This is a genomic window from Albibacillus kandeliae, from assembly GCF_003116585.1.
In the GTDB taxonomy this organism is placed as follows: domain Bacteria; phylum Pseudomonadota; class Alphaproteobacteria; order Rhodobacterales; family Rhodobacteraceae; genus Albibacillus; species Albibacillus kandeliae.
In genome coordinates this window covers 107,497-123,370 of record NZ_QEHM01000002.1, presented here as the reverse complement: position 1 = coordinate 123,370, position 15,874 = coordinate 107,497, and the positions used below count along the sequence as shown (strand labels likewise).

17 protein-coding genes are annotated in these 15,874 nt (G+C 67.8%); 11 read left to right on the top strand and 6 right to left on the bottom strand.

Going from position 1 to position 15,874, the window contains the following annotated elements:
• Positions 1–2: 2 nt before the first annotated feature.
• From DDT93_RS05815 to rnd, 4 genes are all read left to right on the top strand, one after another.
• Positions 3–851: an MBL fold metallo-hydrolase gene (locus DDT93_RS05815; protein WP_109464872.1), complete on the top strand. Its 849-nt coding sequence runs from the start codon at positions 3–5 to the stop codon at positions 849–851.
• A gap of 80 nt (positions 852–931) precedes the next feature.
• The gene (gene purM / locus DDT93_RS05810; protein ID WP_109464871.1) at positions 932–1,978 is read left to right on the top strand and encodes a phosphoribosylformylglycinamidine cyclo-ligase; all 1,047 of its coding nucleotides are present in this window, start codon (positions 932–934) and stop codon (positions 1,976–1,978) included.
• Positions 1,975–2,571, top strand: coding sequence for a phosphoribosylglycinamide formyltransferase (gene purN, locus DDT93_RS05805; RefSeq protein WP_109464870.1), 597 nt, complete (start codon positions 1,975–1,977; stop codon positions 2,569–2,571). Before purM ends, purN begins: the two co-directional genes overlap by 4 nt.
• Positions 2,572–2,705: 134 nt before the next feature.
• Positions 2,706–3,863, top strand: a complete 1,158-nt coding sequence (rnd, locus tag DDT93_RS05800) for a ribonuclease D (RefSeq protein ID WP_109464869.1) — start codon at positions 2,706–2,708, stop codon at positions 3,861–3,863.
• Positions 3,864–3,895: 32 nt separating this feature from the next.
• Here rnd and DDT93_RS05795 read toward each other — a convergent pair whose 3' ends face one another.
• A complete protein-coding gene (locus DDT93_RS05795) occupies positions 3,896–4,378 on the bottom strand; it encodes a hypothetical protein (RefSeq protein ID WP_109464868.1) in 483 nt (160 codons plus the stop codon).
• 148 nt (positions 4,379–4,526) lie between these two features.
• Between DDT93_RS05795 and DDT93_RS05790 the strand changes: the two genes are divergently transcribed.
• Positions 4,527–4,937 carry a SufE family protein gene (locus tag DDT93_RS05790; RefSeq protein ID WP_109464903.1) on the top strand — a complete coding sequence of 137 codons (411 nt, stop codon included), beginning with the start codon at positions 4,527–4,529 and terminating at the stop codon, positions 4,935–4,937.
• Positions 4,938–4,998: 61 nt separating this feature from the next.
• Here DDT93_RS05790 and DDT93_RS05785 read toward each other — a convergent pair whose 3' ends face one another.
• Positions 4,999–5,655, bottom strand: coding sequence for a DUF1638 domain-containing protein (locus DDT93_RS05785; protein ID WP_109464867.1), 657 nt, complete (start codon positions 5,653–5,655; stop codon positions 4,999–5,001).
• 109 nt (positions 5,656–5,764) lie between these two features.
• On the opposite strand from DDT93_RS05785, the gene DDT93_RS05780 reads away from it, so the two are divergent.
• Positions 5,765–6,244 carry a hypothetical protein gene (locus tag DDT93_RS05780; RefSeq protein ID WP_109464866.1) on the top strand — a complete coding sequence of 160 codons (480 nt, stop codon included), beginning with the start codon at positions 5,765–5,767 and terminating at the stop codon, positions 6,242–6,244.
• 40 nt (positions 6,245–6,284) lie between these two features.
• On the opposite strand, the gene DDT93_RS05775 is transcribed toward DDT93_RS05780, so the two are convergent.
• Positions 6,285–6,983: a corrinoid protein gene (locus DDT93_RS05775; RefSeq protein ID WP_109464865.1), complete on the bottom strand. Its 699-nt coding sequence runs from the start codon at positions 6,981–6,983 to the stop codon at positions 6,285–6,287.
• A gap of 205 nt (positions 6,984–7,188) precedes the next feature.
• Between DDT93_RS05775 and DDT93_RS05770 the strand changes: the two genes are divergently transcribed.
• Positions 7,189–8,268: a PA0069 family radical SAM protein gene (locus tag DDT93_RS05770; RefSeq protein ID WP_109464864.1), complete on the top strand. Its 1,080-nt coding sequence runs from the start codon at positions 7,189–7,191 to the stop codon at positions 8,266–8,268.
• Between the two features lie 222 nt (positions 8,269–8,490).
• Here the strand turns inward: DDT93_RS05770 and bmt are convergent, their stop codons facing one another.
• The 3 genes from bmt to DDT93_RS05755 all read right to left on the bottom strand — a co-directional run bounded on the left by bmt (position 8,491) and on the right by DDT93_RS05755 (position 11,901).
• Positions 8,491–9,516, bottom strand: a complete 1,026-nt coding sequence (gene bmt / locus DDT93_RS05765) for a betaine--homocysteine S-methyltransferase (protein WP_109464902.1) — start codon at positions 9,514–9,516, stop codon at positions 8,491–8,493.
• Positions 9,517–9,574: 58 nt separating this feature from the next.
• A complete protein-coding gene (locus tag DDT93_RS05760; protein ID WP_109464863.1) occupies positions 9,575–11,452 on the bottom strand; it encodes a DUF2156 domain-containing protein in 1,878 nt (625 codons plus the stop codon).
• Between the two features lie 131 nt (positions 11,453–11,583).
• Entirely contained in the window at positions 11,584–11,901 is a 318-nt protein-coding gene (locus DDT93_RS05755) for a DUF1476 domain-containing protein (protein WP_109464862.1), read from the bottom strand.
• Positions 11,902–12,101: 200 nt separating this feature from the next.
• Between DDT93_RS05755 and DDT93_RS05750 the strand changes: the two genes are divergently transcribed.
• The 4 genes from DDT93_RS05750 to DDT93_RS05735 all read left to right on the top strand — a co-directional run bounded on the left by DDT93_RS05750 (position 12,102) and on the right by DDT93_RS05735 (position 15,866).
• Positions 12,102–12,860 (top strand): phosphoribosylaminoimidazolesuccinocarboxamide synthase, encoded by a 759-nt coding sequence (locus tag DDT93_RS05750; protein ID WP_109464861.1) that lies wholly within the window; start codon positions 12,102–12,104, stop codon positions 12,858–12,860.
• Positions 12,861–12,951: 91 nt separating this feature from the next.
• Positions 12,952–13,182 carry a phosphoribosylformylglycinamidine synthase subunit PurS gene (gene purS, locus DDT93_RS05745; RefSeq protein ID WP_109464860.1) on the top strand — a complete coding sequence of 77 codons (231 nt, stop codon included), beginning with the start codon at positions 12,952–12,954 and terminating at the stop codon, positions 13,180–13,182.
• A 188-nt stretch (positions 13,183–13,370) separates the two neighbouring features.
• Positions 13,371–14,039: a phosphoribosylformylglycinamidine synthase subunit PurQ gene (gene purQ / locus DDT93_RS05740; protein ID WP_109464859.1), complete on the top strand. Its 669-nt coding sequence runs from the start codon at positions 13,371–13,373 to the stop codon at positions 14,037–14,039.
• Positions 14,040–14,075: 36 nt separating this feature from the next.
• Positions 14,076–15,866 (top strand): sensor histidine kinase, encoded by a 1,791-nt coding sequence (locus tag DDT93_RS05735; protein WP_109464858.1) that lies wholly within the window; start codon positions 14,076–14,078, stop codon positions 15,864–15,866.
• Positions 15,867–15,874 lie beyond the last annotated feature (8 nt).

Genomic DNA, 15,874 nt, shown 5'->3' with positions numbered 1-15,874 from the left:
CCATGTCGGATGTCAGCAGTTTCAAGGTGGGCGGGATCGAGGTGATCGCGCTGAACGACGGGTACAATCAGGCGCCGAACGCGCTGTTCCCCGATCACGAGGCGGACAAGGCGGTGGCCGCCGCCGCGCAGGCCGGCATCCCCTACGACGGTGAATCCGTGACCATCCCGGTCAGCGCCTTCGTGATCCGCGCGGGCGCCAGCGTGGTGCTGGTCGATTCCGGCAATCCCCCGGCACGGTCCGAGACTTCGGGCCATTTCGCCCGCGCCTTCGAACAGGCAGGCATCGGCGCCGACGAGATCACCCATATCGCGCTGACCCACCTGCATATCGACCACGTGGGCGGGCTGATCGACAGCGAGGGCAAGGCGCGCTTTGCCAATGCCGAACTGATCTGCGCCGCGCCCGACTGGGTGCACTTCCACTCCGACGAGGTCTTCGCGCGCGCCAACGAGCGCGGGCAGGGCTCCATCATGGTCACCCGGCAAAGCGTCGCGCCCTACGCCGAGGGCCGCCGCGAGGTGACCGGAGAGGCGGCGATCCTGCCCGGCCTCACCATGATCCCGCTGCCGGGCCATACCCCGGGCCATTCCGGCCTGATGATCGAGGACGCGGGCGAGCAGCTGCTGATCTGGGGCGACACCATCCACTGCGAGACCTTCCAGCTGGCCGAGCCCGACTGGGGCGTGATGTTCGACGTGGACATCGAACAGGCGCGGGCAACCCGCAAGGCCGTCTTCGATCGCGTGGCGACCGATCGCATCCGCATCGCGGGGCAGCACGTGAATTTTCCCGGATTTGCCTTTCTCGAGCGCGCAGGGCAGGGCTATCGCATGATCCGGGACCGCTGAAGGCCGAACAGGGGCGCAGAGGCGTGGACTCTGCGCAAACTCCGGGCTATCGGGTGGCAACGACCGGACCGGAGGGCGAAATGAGCGGTTCTAAGAACGGAATCACCTATGCGGACGCAGGGGTGGACATCGACGCTGGCAATGCGCTGGTGGAGCGGATCAAGCCTGCGGCCAAGCGGACCAGCCGCCCGGGCGTGATGAGCGGCCTCGGCGGCTTCGGCGCGCTGTTCGACCTGAAGGGCGCTGGCTACAACGACCCGATCCTCGTGGCGGCAACCGATGGGGTGGGCACCAAGCTGCGCATCGCCATCGACACCGGCGTTGTCGAGGGCGTGGGCATCGACCTTGTCGCCATGTGCGTCAACGATCTGGTCTGCCAGGGCGCGGAACCGCTGTTCTTCCTCGACTACTTCGCCACCGGCAAGCTCGAGACCGATACCGCCGTGCGGATCATCGAGGGCATCGCCAGCGGCTGCGAACAATCCGGCTGCGCCCTGATCGGCGGCGAAACGGCGGAAATGCCCGGCATGTACCCGGCGGGTGACTTCGACCTCGCGGGCTTTGCCGTCGGCGCGATGGAACGCGGCAGTGATCTTCCTTCAGGCGTCGCCGAGGGCGACGTGCTGCTGGGCCTCGCCAGCGACGGCGTGCATTCCAACGGCTACTCGCTGGTGCGCCGCATCGTCGAGATGTCCGGCCTCGGCTGGGAAGACAAGGCGCCCTTCAGCAGCCGTGCGCTCGGCGCCGCCCTGCTGACCCCGACGCGGCTCTACGTCCAGCCCGTGCTGCAGGCGGTGCGGGCAGGGGGCGTGCACGCCCTGGCCCATATCACCGGCGGCGGTCTCACCGAGAACCTGCCGCGCGTCCTGCCCGAGGGCATGGGTGCGACCATCGACCTCGACGCATGGGAACTGCCCGGCGTGTTCCAGTGGCTTGCCCAGGTCGGCGGCATGGAGCAGTCCGAGATGCTCAAGACCTTCAACTGCGGCATCGGCATGATCGTGGTCTGCGCCGCCGATCAGGCCGACGCGCTGTCGGCACTGCTGACCGAGGCGGGCGAGACCGTCGCGCGCATCGGCACCGTCGGCGCGGGAGAGGGCGTGCGCTACACCGGGACCCTCCTGTGAGCCACAAGAAGGTCGCGATCCTGATCTCCGGCGGCGGCTCGAACATGGTCGCGCTGGTCGACAGCATGACCGGGGACCACCCGGCACGGCCCTGTCTCGTCCTGTCGAACGACGCCACCGCCGGCGGCCTCCAGCGGGCCGCCGAGCGCGGCATCGCCACCGCCGTCGTCGATCACCGCCCCTTCAAGGGCGACCGCGCGGCCTTCGAAGAGGAACTGGTCAAGCCGATCCTCGACGCCGGGGCCGATATCGTCTGCCTCGCCGGGTTCATGCGGGTTCTGACCGACGGTTTCGTGTCGCGCTTTACCGGCCGGATGCTCAACATCCACCCCTCGCTGCTGCCGCTCTACAAGGGGCTGCACACCCATGCCCGCGCGCTGGAAGCCGGGGATGCCGAACACGGCTGCACCGTCCACGAGGTGACCGCGCGGCTCGATGACGGCCCGATCCTCGGGCAGGCGCGGGTGCCGGTCCTGCCCGGCGACACGCCCGACACCCTCGCCGCGCGCGTGCTGGAGCAGGAACACCGCCTCTACCCGGCCGTCCTGCGCCGCTTTGCCGCCGGCGACCGCAGCCCGGTGCTGCTCGGCTGAGCGGCCCGGGGCGAGACCAGAAAACATCAGCTTGACGCCCAAGGAACGTCGTCGCTTTTCAAGCGGCGGCGATTGGCCTATGACTGCACCTCATGCGCAAGCGCCAAGAAGATAATCCCGATATACGGACGCAGATGAAAACCATCACGACCACCGAGGACCTGGCCGCCTTCTGCAAGGCGGCCGCCCAGCAGGACTACGTCACCGTCGATACCGAGTTCCTGAGGGAGCGGACCTACTATTCCAAGCTCTGCCTCGTCCAGCTTGCCTATCCGGGCGAGGGCGACGAGAACGCCGTGCTGGTCGATCCGCTGGCCGAGGGGCTCTCGCTCGAGCCGCTCTACGAGCTGTTCCGCGACACCAGCGTGGTCAAGGTATTCCACGCGGCGCGGCAGGATCTCGAGATCTTCTGGGTCGACGCCAAGGTCTTTCCCGAACCGCTGTTCGACACCCAGGTTGCGGCCATGGTCTGCGGCTTCGGCGAGCAGGTCGGCTACGAGACGCTGGTGCGCAAGATCGCCCGCGCCTCGGTCGACAAGAGCTCGCGCTTCACCGACTGGTCGCGCCGCCCGCTGAGCGACGCGCAAAAGGTCTACGCGCTGGCCGACGTGACCCACCTGCGCAAGGTCTACGAATTCCTCGCCGCCGAGCTGAAGCGCAGCAACCGTACCCGCTGGGTCGAGGAGGAGCTGGAAACGCTGACCAACCCGGCGACCTACGACATCTCGCCCGACGACGCCTGGCTGCGGCTCAAGACGCGGACCAACTCGCCGCGCTTCCTTGCCATCGTGCGCGAACTGGCGGCCTTCCGCGAAAGCTACGCCCAGACCAACAACGTGCCGCGCAACCGCGTCTACAAGGACGATGCGCTGATGGAACTGGCCTCGGCCAAGCCCGCCAACCTCGCCGATCTCGGCGGCCTGCGCCTGTTGCTGCGCGAAGCGCGCCGGGGGCCCATCGCCGACGGCATCGTCGAGGCGGTGGCGCGCGGACAGGCCTGCCCGCAGGACAAGCTGCCCAAGCTCGACAAGAGCCGCGAGAAGCTGCAGGTGAACCCCGCGCTGGCCGACCTGCTGCGGGTGCTGCTGAAATCCAAGACCGAGGCCGAGGGGGTCGCCGCCAAGCTGATCGCCTCCAGCGCCGACCTCGACGCCATCGCGGCGGGCGAACGCAACGTGCCGGCGCTCTCGGGCTGGCGCCACGAGGTCTTCGGCGCCGACGCGCTGCGGCTTTGCGAAGGCAAGATCGCCCTCGCGGCCAAGGGTCAGACAGTCAGGACCGTGGAACTCTGACCGCGCCGATCTGAACGCGGAAGGAAGCGCGCCTAGCGGCGGGCTTCCAGCGTGTTGTTCGCGGCGATCACGCGGACGACCCGCACGCTCTCCAGCTGCTTCCTCGACAGCGTGTAGCCCTCGTTGATGGTGCGGCTGAATTCGCTGCCCGCCGGGGTGGCGCGGCTGGGGTAGAGCACGGTGAAGGTGAAGGTCAGAACCCCGTCGACCGGCTCGGCCTTTTCGTTCTCGGGCACCAGACGCGCCTCGTAGGCGCCCTGGCGATTGGCCACGCCCGTGGCCAGCACGATGGCGCCGGTATTGGTGCGGTCGATCCGCAGCGCGGTGACCGAGGTGATCGGCACGCTGGTGTCGGCCGCATCGGGGCGCTGGAAGGCGCCCTGGCGTTCCTCGGGGATCAGCGGGTTGACCGATGCGTCGGTGGTGGCCGGGTCACCCCGGCGGCTTCCGCCGAACCATCCGCAGCCGGACAGGGCGAGCCCGGCGATCATCAGGGCCATCAACGGTTTTTGCATGGTACTGCCGATCCTCAATCCTTTTCCTTGGCCTAGCGCATCGCGGCGCACTTGAAAAGCGCCAAGGCGGACCAAAGGCGGCACTGGACAGGGCCCGGGGGGCGGCTTACCTGAGGGCCATACGCAGGAACGAAAGATGGAAGACCGCATGGCAAGCCCCGCCTTTGAAGAGATCGTGGAGGATTTCGAGTTTCTCGAGGACTGGGAGGACCGCTATCGCTATGTCATCGAGCAGGGCAAGGCGATGGACCCGCTGCCCGACGCCCTGAAGGTGCCCGCCACCAAGGTCGACGGCTGCGCCAGCCAGGTCTGGCTGCACCCGGTGATCGAGGACGGCATCTTCCGCTTCGACGGCGAAAGCGACGCGATGATCGTGCGCGGGCTGATCGCCGTGCTGCGCGCACTCTACAACGGTCTGCCGGTGGCCGATGTCGTCGGCGTGGACGCCGGCGGCGAGCTGGCGCGTCTCAGCCTGCAGGACAACCTCTCGTCGCAGCGCTCGAACGGCCTGAGGGCCATGATCAAGCGGATTCGCGAGGTCGCCGCCGCCAACGCATGACGGCAAGGCGGGGCGGGGGCGCTGCCCCCGGACCCCCGGGATATTTCCGACCCAAAGAAACTCAGGCGCGGGCCCAGTGCTCCAGCGTGGTGGCAAGCTCGCCGTAGCCGGTGAAGCGGCGTTCGAAGACGAGGCCCAGCCGCTCGGCGCAGAGCCGCGCGCGCTCGGTCAGCTCTGGATCGTCGGTCTGCGCCTGGTAGACCAGCGTGCGGTAGTGGCCGAAGTACATCTCGATCAGCTCGGGATGGCGGTCGAGACCCAGCGGTTTCCACACGAAGGCGTCGAACTGGCGGGCGAGGAAGTCGGTCAGGTAGAAGGCGTCGATTTCGTCGGCATGGGCGGCGAAGGCGGCGTTGCCCTCGAAGAAGGCGTAGCAATGCGGTCCCTCGATCATCTCGACGCCCAGCTCGGCGCAGGCCGCCTGCAGCAGCCCGCCGGTGCCGCAGTCGGCATAGGCGACGAAGATGCGCTCGTAGGCCTCCCGGTGACGTGCGACGAGATCGCGGATGGCGGGGGTGATGCGCTCGGGGTGATTGTGCAGGATTGCCGGGAGGCAGGTGAGGTCCATCTGGTCCCAGCCGCCCCGGGCCCGGATCGCCACGATCTCGCGCGCCAGCGCGCCGCAGGCGATCAGCAGGATGCGTCCGCGTCCGGAGGGGGCGAAGCCTTCCTCGGTGAGCTCGCGGGCGCCGGGAAGGGGGCTGGCCGGGTTTGACATGAATCTGACCTTTCCGTGTGATCCTGCCACAAAGCTTGCCGCGCCGTACCGCGCGCTCCTAGGTGACAGTCAGCGATTTCGGCCCCTGCCTGCAACAAGGAGATTTCCCATGCCGTCGTCATCCGCCGCCCTGCCGCCACCAAATGCCCGCACGCTGGGGCTGATGTTCATCTCGGGCGTCGTCGCCACCATCGCCTTCGACCTCTGGGGCCAGCTGATCAGCCCCGCGCTGGGGTTCGCCAGCCTCTCGCCCCACGGGCTTGCCCGCAGCCTGCTGGGCCGCCTTGGCCTGCCCAACGGCGAGTTCGCGGGCTATTTCGTGCACTTCTACCTTGTCGGCCTGATCGGTTATCCGCTGGGCTGGCTCTATGTCTTTCGCCCGCTCTGGCGGAGGGTGATCGGGGGAGGCGGATGGCTGCTGCCCTCGGCCGTCTACGGCTTTGGTCTCTGGGTCTTTGCCATTGGCGGCATCACCGCCGTGGCCGGCCTGCCGCTGTTCCTGAATTTCACCGGGATCACCTGGGTCGCCCTGGTGGGCCACGTCATCTACGGCATCGTCATGGTGGCGACGATGCAGCGCATCCGATGAGGAAAGCGCCCGGCCGAAACCCGGCCGGGCGATGCGCGGTTCAGGCGCTCATGCGGTTGTGCTTGCGGCTCACCCAGGTCTTGGCGGTTTCCACCGCCACGGCCGCATCGCGGCAGTAGGCGTCGGCGCCGATGGCCTTGCCGAATTCCTCGTTCAGGGGCGCGCCGCCGACCAGCACGATGTAGTCGTCGCGCTTGCCCTGTTCGATCAGGGTGTCGATCACCACCTTCATGTAGGGCATGGTGGTGGTCAGCAGGGCGGACATGCCCAGAATATCCGGCTCTTCCTTTTCCAGCGCCTCGAGGTAGTTCTCGACCGGGTTGTTGATGCCGAGGTCGACCACTTCGAAACCGGCGCCTTCCATCATCATCGAAACGAGGTTCTTGCCGATGTCGTGGATGTCGCCCTTGACGGTGCCGATGACCATCTTGCCGACGCGCGGCGCGCCGGTTTCGGCCAGCAGGGGCTTGAGGATGGCCATGCCGCCCTTCATCGCGTTGGCCGCCAGCAGCACCTCCGGAACGAAGAGGATACCGTCGCGGAAGTCGGCGCCGACGATGGTCATGCCACCGACCAGCGCTTCGGTCAGGACGCGGTAGGGCTCCCAGCCGCGTTCGATCAGGATGTTGACCCCTTCCTCGATCTCTTCCTTGAGACCGTCGTAAAGGTCGTCGAACATCTGCTGGACCAGCTCTTCGTCGTCGAGCTCGGAGAGGATGATGTCGTCTTCTTCCGACATGGGCGGTACCTTTGCTGTCAGGGCTCTGTTGGGGCCTGTTTTCCAGTCGTTTACGCCCAACCGGCCCCACCGCACAGTGTCAATTGCGACATTGCCGGTTGCTGTTCCGACCATTCGGCGCGCTCGGTGCCGAATGGCGGCGGCTCCGGGGGTGCCCGCATCGCCGCAGCTTGTCTTTGTTCATGTTATGTTCTAGGTTTCCGCCATGTCCTCGTCTCTCCCCATAGACAGCGCCCGGCGGCGGGCGCGCGGCGCGGTGTCGAACGCGGCCAGCCGCTACGACCTCGGGCGGGTGGAGGAGGGCGACGGCTGGGACATTCCCGAGGAGCGGCGCGGCTTTCGCACCGAGGTGCGGGAGGAAAAACCACGCTCGTTCCTCACCTACAACCGGTCACCCGACCTGCCGTTCGACCGCTCGATCAACCCCTATCGCGGCTGCGAGCATGGCTGCATCTACTGTTTCGCGCGGCCCACCCACGCCTACCTCGGCCTGTCGCCGGGGCTCGACTTCGAAACCCGCCTGGTGGCGCGGCCGGAGGGGCCCGAGGTGCTGCGCCGCGAACTCTCCTCGCGCCGCTACCGGGTGGCGACGCTGGCGATCGGCACCAATACCGATCCCTACCAGCCGATCGAGCGCGACCACGGCATCATGCGCGCCTGTCTCGCGGTTCTGGCCGAGTTCCGCCACCCGGTCGCCATCGTCACCAAGGGCGCGCTGATCGAGCGCGACATCGACCTGCTGGCGCCCTTGGCAGAGCAGGGGCTGCTGCGGGTCGGCCTCTCGGTCACCACGCTCGATGCCCGGCTGTCGCGGCTGATGGAGCCGCGCGCGCCCGGCCCCGCGCGGCGGCTGGCGGCGATCCGTCGGCTGAGCGCGGCGGGCATCCCGGTGCGGATCATGACCTCGCCCGTGGTGCCCGGGCTGACCGATCACGAGCTCGAGGCGCTGCTGGAGGCGGGGAAGGAGGCCGGGGCCACCTCGGCCAGCTGGATCATGCTGCGCCTGCCGATGGAGGTTTCGCCGCTCTGGCAGGAATGGCTGACCGAGCATTACCCGGGGCGCGCCGGGCGCATCATGGCTCGGCTGCGCGAGATGCACGGCGGCAAGGACTACGATGCGCGCTGGGGCCACCGGATGCGCGGCGAGGGGCCCTATGCCCAGATGATCGCACACCGCTTTGCCGTTGCCACCCGCCGGCTGGGGCTCGACCGGCCGCAACCGCCGCTGAGGACGGACCTGTTCTGCGTGCCCGGGCGGGCCGGGGACCAGCTGTCGCTGTTCTGATGACGCTGCTGTTGGTGGTGGTCGGGGTTGTGCGTTCGGTGAAATGTGTGATCCATTTCTCCGGAAATAATTGAATTGTTCCGGTGATTTGGGATCGTGTTCTCACTTTTCGAACGAACCTTCGTCCTAGGAAGCACCAGCCCACTCATCGAATGTGAAAACGCGAACGCGCGGCCAAGGGCCGCGCGCTCATGGTTCCTCTGTCCGAGATCCGAGGCGTGCTCAGGTCCGGCGGCGGCGTCCCCCGCGCGAGCGGCGCTCGCCGCCTGCGCCTTCCTCGGTGCCGTCGCTCGCCGAGGAGAAATCGCCCAGTTTGGCGACGATCTCTTCCAGCGTCGGCGCGGCAGAGCCACGCGGACGGGTGTCCAGCGCCTCGCGCATCGCGCCGAGGTGTTCGGGCATGGTGCCACAGCAGCCGCCGATGATCTTGGCGCCGCAGTCACGCGCCATCACCGCGTATTCGCCCATGAGCTCGGGCGTGCCGTTGTAGTGGATGTGCCCGTCGACGTACTTCGGGATCCCGGCATTGCCCTTGGCGATGATTGGCACCGCGCTGTCCTGCGCGGCGAAGCCCAGCACCGTGCGCAGCAGGTCGGAGGCGCCGGTGCCGCAGTTCGCGCCATAGGCCAGCGGCCGGTTCGGGGCGAGGCTCTCGACCATCTCGACCATCGCGGCCGAGGTGACGCCCATCATGGTGCGCCCGGCGGTGTCGAAACTCATGGTGCCGCACCAGGGCAGGCCGACGAGGGCAAAGGCCTCGGCCGCGGCGCGGTATTCCTCGGGCGCCGAGATGGTTTCGAGCCACAGCACGTCGGCGCCGCCTTCCTTGAGGCCGTCCGCCTGCTCGTGGAACATCTCCACCGCCAGCGCATGGCTCAGCGACCCGACCGGCTCCATGATCTCGCCCGTCGGTCCGACCGAGCCCGCGACCAGCACCTTGCGTCCGGCCTTGTCGGCCACATCGCGGCCCAGCTCGGCGCCCACGCGGTTCAGCTCGCGCACACGGCCCTGCGCGTCGTGCAGCTTGAGCCGCGCGGCGGTGCCGCCAAAGGTATTGGTCAGGAACAGGTCGCTGCCTGCATCCACCGCGTACTTGTAGAGCGTCTTGATCTTCTCGGGCTGGTCGGTGTTCCACAGCTCCGGCGCGTCGCCCGACTGAAGGCCCATGTTGAACAGGTTGGTGCCCGTGGCTCCATCGGCCAGCAGGACGTCGTGGCTCTCCATCATCTGTGTCAAGGCATCGGTCATGGTCTGCATTCCCCAAAAGCGTTGGGCCGGGGCGGGTCCGGCACTGGACCATCATCTGTCACGAGGCGCGGGGCAGTGTAAATCCTGTCTCCGCAACTTCTTCACGTGGCGGCGCCGGCGGGGTCACCGGAACCACGGGGTCGGGCCAGTGCACCGCGCGCGCGATGTCGGCGGCGGCAAGCGCCAGCGAGGGCCAGGAGGGCGCGACGAGGTAGCGGGGTTCCCAGCGCGGGGCAAAGCTCTCCTTGAACTGGCGCAGCCCTGCCGCGCGCCCGCGCAGCAACGGCAGATCGGGCACCGCCGCCAGCGACAGGCGCGCCACGCCAAGGGCCCTCGCATCGGTCAGCGCCGCGTGGATCAGGCTGTGCATGGTGCCGTCCGGCATGTCGGGGCAGCTGCGCATCAGGTCGAGGCACCATTCCCGCTCGGCCCGGTGAAAGCTGGCAAAGGCCACCACACGAGGCCGGCACCAGGCGGTATAGACGGCCTGATGGGCCAGGTAGCCGGGTTCGAACCGGCCAAGCGTGGTGCCCGCCGCTGGCCCGTGATCGGCCTGCCAGGCCGCCTCGACCTGCGCCAGCGCGGTCAGCGGCAGGATGTCTCCACAGGGCATCACCGTGACCTCGGCCTGCTCGGCATGGCGCAGCTTCCGCCGCAGTTGGCGGTGTTCGCGCCCCGAGATATCGAACGTTCGCGTGTCGATCACCGCCTCCACCGCGATACGCCGCAGCCGCCAGCCGGTTCGGCGCGCAGCGGCGGCACTCCGCGCCGAACACTTGTAGAGCGCGGCGATACGGTTCTCCGCCTCCGCCCGCGCCCTCAGCAGGGTCAGCGCGGCGCCCGGGCTCCCGGTGAGGGGATCGAACAACCCCACAGTGACCTGGGGCAGGTCCAGCACCGCCAGCGCCTCCCGCCGCGCGCGCAGCAGGCCACCGCCCGATTGCGCGATCACCGCCGCCTCTGCGCGCGGGCGGTCACGGGGCAGGGGCCGCTGCCGCACCCTCGGGCCCCCGGTGCGGCGCGCGGGCGCATGGCGCCGCTGCGGCGCCATCAACAGCACCGCGACGGCGGCCATGGCGGGCAGCGCGAAGTAGACCAGCCGATAGCCCATGATCCCCGTCACCAGCGTCGCCGCCGGGGTCTCGGGCAGCAGGGCCAGCAGCGTAAGCTCGAAGAGCCCGACACCCCCGGGCGCCCCGGTGGCCAGCCCCAGCGCCAGCGCGGCGAGGAAGGCGGGCAGGAACAGGGAGAGGGAAAGCTCGGTGTCAGGCGGCAGCAGCAGCCACAGCGCCAGCGCGGCGGCAAGCACGTCGACCAGCGTCCATAACAGGATCGCCGCCATCGCCGGCAGGGTGGGCAACAGGCGCCCGGGTAGGGAGCGGGGATGGCAGAACGCCAGCGCCACCAGCGTCAGCGTTCCCGCCAGCGCAAGCGCGGCAAGCGCACGCGCCCCGGGAACGGGCGGGGCCAGCAGAGCGCATAACGCCAAGAGCAGGCCAAGCGCGATCATGAAGCTGAGGGCGACAAACCCGGTCAGTTGCGCCGCCCTCCGCGCCGGGATCTCGCCCAGCAGACGCCAGCGCACAAAGGCGCCCGTCAGCAGACCGAAGCCAAGGAACTGGGCCAGCGCGATGGACGTCACCCCCGCGCGCAGCGCCCGCCGCGGGGCGACCCCGGTGCCAAGGTGGCGTTGCGCGACAAGGTCGTATCGCCCGACGGCCCAGAGGCCGACCCCCGTCGCCAGCGCGGCACCGACCCAGTGCAGCAAGGGAATGTCCGCCGCATCGGCGGCGAGCGTGGCAAGGCTCAGCTCCTCCATCCGCGCGGCCAGCAACCACAGGCAGGCCGCCGCAATGGCCAGCGGCACGAGCGCGCGGACCAGCCTGAGCGCGGCCAGCAGCCGAGAGGTCTGTCGTCGGAGGGGAAGGGCTGGCATGGCAATCCTCGGGCGTGGCCGAAACAGCCTGCACCACGCGGGATTACACCGGGGTTAACCTGCCAAATTTAGGGGGATCGAGAGGGGGAGGGCTGCCGGGAAAGCCCCGGCAGCCCTCAATAAACTCGAAATCAGTCGAGCTCGGTCATGATCTGGGCCTTGGCCGTGACCATCAGCTCGTCCATCTTGACGCGGATCACGTCGGCGTCGGCCTTGCCATCGAGGTCGGCCGCCACCTTGCGCACCACGTCCTCGTGACCGGCTTCCTCGAAGTCGGCCAGAACCACGGACTTGGCGTATTCGGCGGCTTCCTCGCCCGATTTGCCCATCAGCTCTGCCGCCCAGAGACCCAGCAGCTTGTTGCGGCGTGCAACGGCCTTGAACTGGACTTCCTCGTCATGGGCGAACTTGTTCTCGAATGCGTTCTCGCGATCGTCGAATGTGGTCATGGCGGTCAGCCCTTTTGCCTGAAACTGCGTTACCCTTGATATGCCGCGTGAGGCGCGCGCGTGCAAGAGGCAGACCCCGCTGCCCCCCGCGGGTGCGACGCTGCGATGCAGCCTGCTTGCGAGAGTGCGGGCCTTGCACTATAGCGGCGCTAGGAAAGCACGGGAGTCGATCCCGTCCGGCTTTCCCCGAAAGGGACTGCATGGCGCGACGGAAGAAAATCTACGAAGGCAAGGGCAAGATCCTCTACGAGGGTCCCGAGCCCGGTACCATCGTACAGTATTTCAAGGACGACGCCGCGCCCTTCCACAGCCAGGGCCAGGACGTGGTCGAGGGCAAGGGCGTGCTGAATAACCGCCTGTCCGAATTCTTCATGTCCGGACTGAACCAGATCGGCGTGCCGACCCACTTCATCCGCCGCCTGAACATGCGCGAGCAGCTGGTGCGGACCTGTGAGATCATCCCGCTGGAAGTGATCGTCCGGAACTTTGCCGCGGGCGCCATGTCCGAGCGGCTGGGGATCGAGGAGGGCACGCAGCTGCCGCGCCCGATCGTCGAGTACTGCTTCAAGGACGAACGGCTGAACAACCCGATGGTCACCGAAGAGCATATCGCCGCCTTCGGCTGGGCCAGCCAGCAGGACATGGACGACATCCTCAGCCTCGCGCTCCGGGTCAACGATTTCATGTCCGGCCTGATGCTGGGCGTCGGCATCCGCCTCGTCGACTTCAAGATCGAGGTCGGCCGCATCTACGAGGGCGACTACCAGCGCCTCGTGGTGGCGGACGAGATCTCGCCTGACAGCTGCCGGCTGTGGGACATCGAGACCGGCCGCAAGCTGGACCGCGAGAGCCACGGCGGACCGGGGCACCTGACGGATGCCTATTCCGAGGTGGCGCGGCGTCTGGGCGTGATGCCCAAGAACGCCTCGCACATGGTGAAGCCGAAACTGATCAACTGAGCCCGGCGCCCGTTGCGGTGACCGGATTCGCGTATTTGCAAAGTAGAGAAACCGGGATCGGTTTCACAGGACAAGACCAGGGGACGAAGGCATGAAGGCGACGGTCAGGGTGATGCTGAAGAACGGGGTTCTGGACCCCCAGGGCGAGGCCGTGCGCCACGCACTCGGCGCGATGGGCTTCGACGGCGTGAACGGTGTGCGCCAGGGCAAGATCATCGAGCTGGACCTCGCAGACGGCGCCACCGAGGCCGAGGTCAAGGACATGTGCGAGAAGCTCCTCGCCAATACCGTCATCGAGAGCTACGCGATCGAGATCGCCTGACCTGAAACCGGGCATGACCTGCCCGGTTGCACAGCATCCGCGCCGCAAGGGCGCGGGCCGCGCACCCCAAGCTGGACAGGTGACGCGGGCTGTGGTTTGAGCGGGGCAGGCCGCGCTCCTGTCATCCGGCGGCGCCGGGCCGTCACGTCGCCGATATCCGGGCACCTGATCATTCGGAAGGAACAGGCATGAAAGCTGCAGTCATCGTATTTCCGGGGTCCAACTGTGACCGGGACCTCGCGGTCGCCTTCGAACAGGCCGGCGCCGACGTCACCATGGTCTGGCACAAGGACAGCACGCTGCCCGAGGGCGTCGACATCGTCGGCGTGCCGGGCGGCTTCTCCTACGGCGATTACCTGCGCTGCGGCGCCATTGCCGCGAAATCCCCGGTCTGCCAGGCGGTCGCCGCCCATGCATCGCGCGGTGGCTACGTGCTGGGTGTCTGCAACGGCTTCCAGGTCCTGACCGAGACCGGCCTGCTGCCGGGCGCGCTCCTGCGCAACGCGGGGCTCAAGTACATCTGCAAGACGGTCGGCCTAAAGGTCCAGACCTCGAACAGCGCCTTCACCGAGGGCTACAACGCGGGCGACGTCATCGGCATTCCGATCGCGCACCACGACGGCAACTACTATGCCGACGACGAGACCATCGCGCGCCTGCAGGGCGAAGACCGGGTGGCCTTCACCTACACCGACAACCCGAACGGCTCGCGTGGCGACATCGCCGGGATCCTCTCCGAGAACCGCCGCGTGTTGGGCATGATGCCCCACCCGGAACGCGCCGCCGATGCGGGGCACGGTGGCACCGACGGGGTGGCGCTGTTCCGCGCATTGACCGGTGCGCTGACTCCGGCGTGACTTGAGCGCCGCGCGACGAGCACGTAATCTCGCGGAATGGCAACACCGCGTAACAGCCTGCCGGGCAACCTGATCTGGCCGCGAACGGACACGATCAGCTGGCGTGTCCGGCTGGCCCTCCTTGTCCTGCTGGTCGTCGCCATCGCGACGGTCTGGACCACCAATGGCCTGCTGACCGACCGCTTTACCCAGAGCACCCGCAACCGCGCCGAGCTGCGCCTCGCGCTCTACAGCGGCAACCTGCTCTCCGAACTGCGCCGCAACGCCATCGTGCCGCAGCTGCTGGCGCGTGACCCGACGCTGATCGGGGCGCTGAACTCCAACGACTTCAGCCAGTCCACCCAGCGGCTGATCTCCTTCGTGGAAGAGATCGGCGCGGCCTCCCTGATGCTGCTCGACAGCGACGGGCGGACCGTGGCCGCGACAGACCGCAACCGCCTCGGCTCCGGCCACCGGGGCGAGCCCTACTTCGTCGATGCGGTGCGCTCCAACGCGACCGTCTTCTCGGTGATCCCGCGCGAGGTCGGCGGCTACCGCTTCACCTACTCGCGCCGCGTCGAGTCCGGGCAGAAGGTGCTCGGCGTCATCGTGGTCGAGGTTGACCTGCAAAAGTTCGAACGCGCCTGGGCGGGCATCTCCGATGCCGTCCTCGTGGTCGACAGCACCGGGCGCATCGTGCTGGCCACGGAGTCGCGCTGGCGTGGCCTGACCGAAGCCGAGGCGCTGCAGCGTCAGACCCCGCAGAACGCCATCGAACGCGCCATTCGCGCCACCGCCGACTGGAGCGCGCTGCCGCCCGACGCCTACATCCAGGGCGAAGCCGTGATGCGCACCGAGGCGCGCATTCCCTTCCGGGGATGGCGCATGACCTCCTTCACCACCTACGCCTCGATCCGGGAGCGGGTGAACGGCGTGCTGGCGCTCGAAATCATGGGATTCGCCATCCTTCTGGCGCTGGCCTTCTATGCGCTCAGCCGGAAGACGGCGCTGCGCATGGCATTGTTCCAGCGCGAGTCGGCGGAGCTTCGCGCACTGAACGCCAGATTGCAGCGGGAAATCGCCGAACGCGAAAGGGTGCAGGAAAACCTTGCCGTGGCCGAACAGACCCTTGCGCAAAGCTCCAAGCTGGCCGCGCTCGGCGAGATGTCGGCAGCCGTCAGCCACGAGCTGAACCAGCCCCTCGCCGCCATGAAGACCTACCTTGCCGGGGCACGCCTTCTGCTGGGCCGGAACCGCCCCGAAGAGGCGCTTTCGTCCTTCGGACGCATCGACGACCTGATCGAACGCATGGGCGCGATCACGCGCCAGCTCAAGTCCTATGCACGCAAGGGCGGAGAGCAGTTTTCCGAAGTAAACATGGGCGATGCGCTGGCTTCGGCCCTGTCGATGATGGAACCGCAGCTGCGCCACCGGCAGGTCCAGATCACCCGCATCCTGCCCGATCGCCCGGTCCGGGTCATGGGCGACCGGGTGCGCATCGAACAGGTGATGATCAACCTCTTGCGTAACGCCCTCGACGCCACCAAATCGGTGAACAACCCGGAGGTCGAGGTGATCCTTGCCGCCGGCGAAACCGCCACGCTGACCGTGCGCGACAATGGCGAAGGGATCGAGGATTTGGACTCTCTGTTCGAGCCTTTCTACACCACCAAGCAGCCCGGAGACGGCGTCGGCTTGGGCCTTGCCATTTCGTCGGGTATCGTAAACGACCTCGGCGGTCGTCTGACGGCACGGAACGGAAGGAAGGGTGGCGCAGTTTTCGAAATGCAGCTTCCGATCCTGGAAGATGATAAGAATGACGGAGACGGCGTAGAAGCCGCCGAATGAGAGGTAAC

Coding starts and splice junctions, on each gene's coding strand:
- purS (WP_109464860.1), top strand. CDS start 12,952: ATGAAGGCGACGGTCAGGGTGATGCTGAAGAACGGGGTTCTGGACCCC.
- purQ (WP_109464859.1), top strand. CDS start 13,371: ATGAAAGCTGCAGTCATCGTATTTCCGGGGTCCAACTGTGACCGGGAC.
- DDT93_RS05735 (WP_109464858.1), top strand. CDS start 14,076: ATGGCAACACCGCGTAACAGCCTGCCGGGCAACCTGATCTGGCCGCGA.
- DDT93_RS05790 (WP_109464903.1), top strand. CDS start 4,527: ATGGCAAGCCCCGCCTTTGAAGAGATCGTGGAGGATTTCGAGTTTCTC.
- DDT93_RS05815 (WP_109464872.1), top strand. CDS start 3: ATGTCGGATGTCAGCAGTTTCAAGGTGGGCGGGATCGAGGTGATCGCG.
- rnd (WP_109464869.1), top strand. CDS start 2,706: ATGAAAACCATCACGACCACCGAGGACCTGGCCGCCTTCTGCAAGGCG.
- purM (WP_109464871.1), top strand. CDS start 932: ATGAGCGGTTCTAAGAACGGAATCACCTATGCGGACGCAGGGGTGGAC.
- DDT93_RS05770 (WP_109464864.1), top strand. CDS start 7,189: ATGTCCTCGTCTCTCCCCATAGACAGCGCCCGGCGGCGGGCGCGCGGC.
- DDT93_RS05750 (WP_109464861.1), top strand. CDS start 12,102: ATGGCGCGACGGAAGAAAATCTACGAAGGCAAGGGCAAGATCCTCTAC.
- DDT93_RS05785 (WP_109464867.1), bottom strand. CDS start 5,655: ATGTCAAACCCGGCCAGCCCCCTTCCCGGCGCCCGCGAGCTCACCGAG.
- DDT93_RS05755 (WP_109464862.1), bottom strand. CDS start 11,901: ATGACCACATTCGACGATCGCGAGAACGCATTCGAGAACAAGTTCGCC.
- DDT93_RS05780 (WP_109464866.1), top strand. CDS start 5,765: ATGCCGTCGTCATCCGCCGCCCTGCCGCCACCAAATGCCCGCACGCTG.
- DDT93_RS05775 (WP_109464865.1), bottom strand. CDS start 6,983: ATGTCGGAAGAAGACGACATCATCCTCTCCGAGCTCGACGACGAAGAG.
- bmt (WP_109464902.1), bottom strand. CDS start 9,516: ATGACCGATGCCTTGACACAGATGATGGAGAGCCACGACGTCCTGCTG.
- DDT93_RS05795 (WP_109464868.1), bottom strand. CDS start 4,378: ATGCAAAAACCGTTGATGGCCCTGATGATCGCCGGGCTCGCCCTGTCC.
- DDT93_RS05760 (WP_109464863.1), bottom strand. CDS start 11,452: ATGCCAGCCCTTCCCCTCCGACGACAGACCTCTCGGCTGCTGGCCGCG.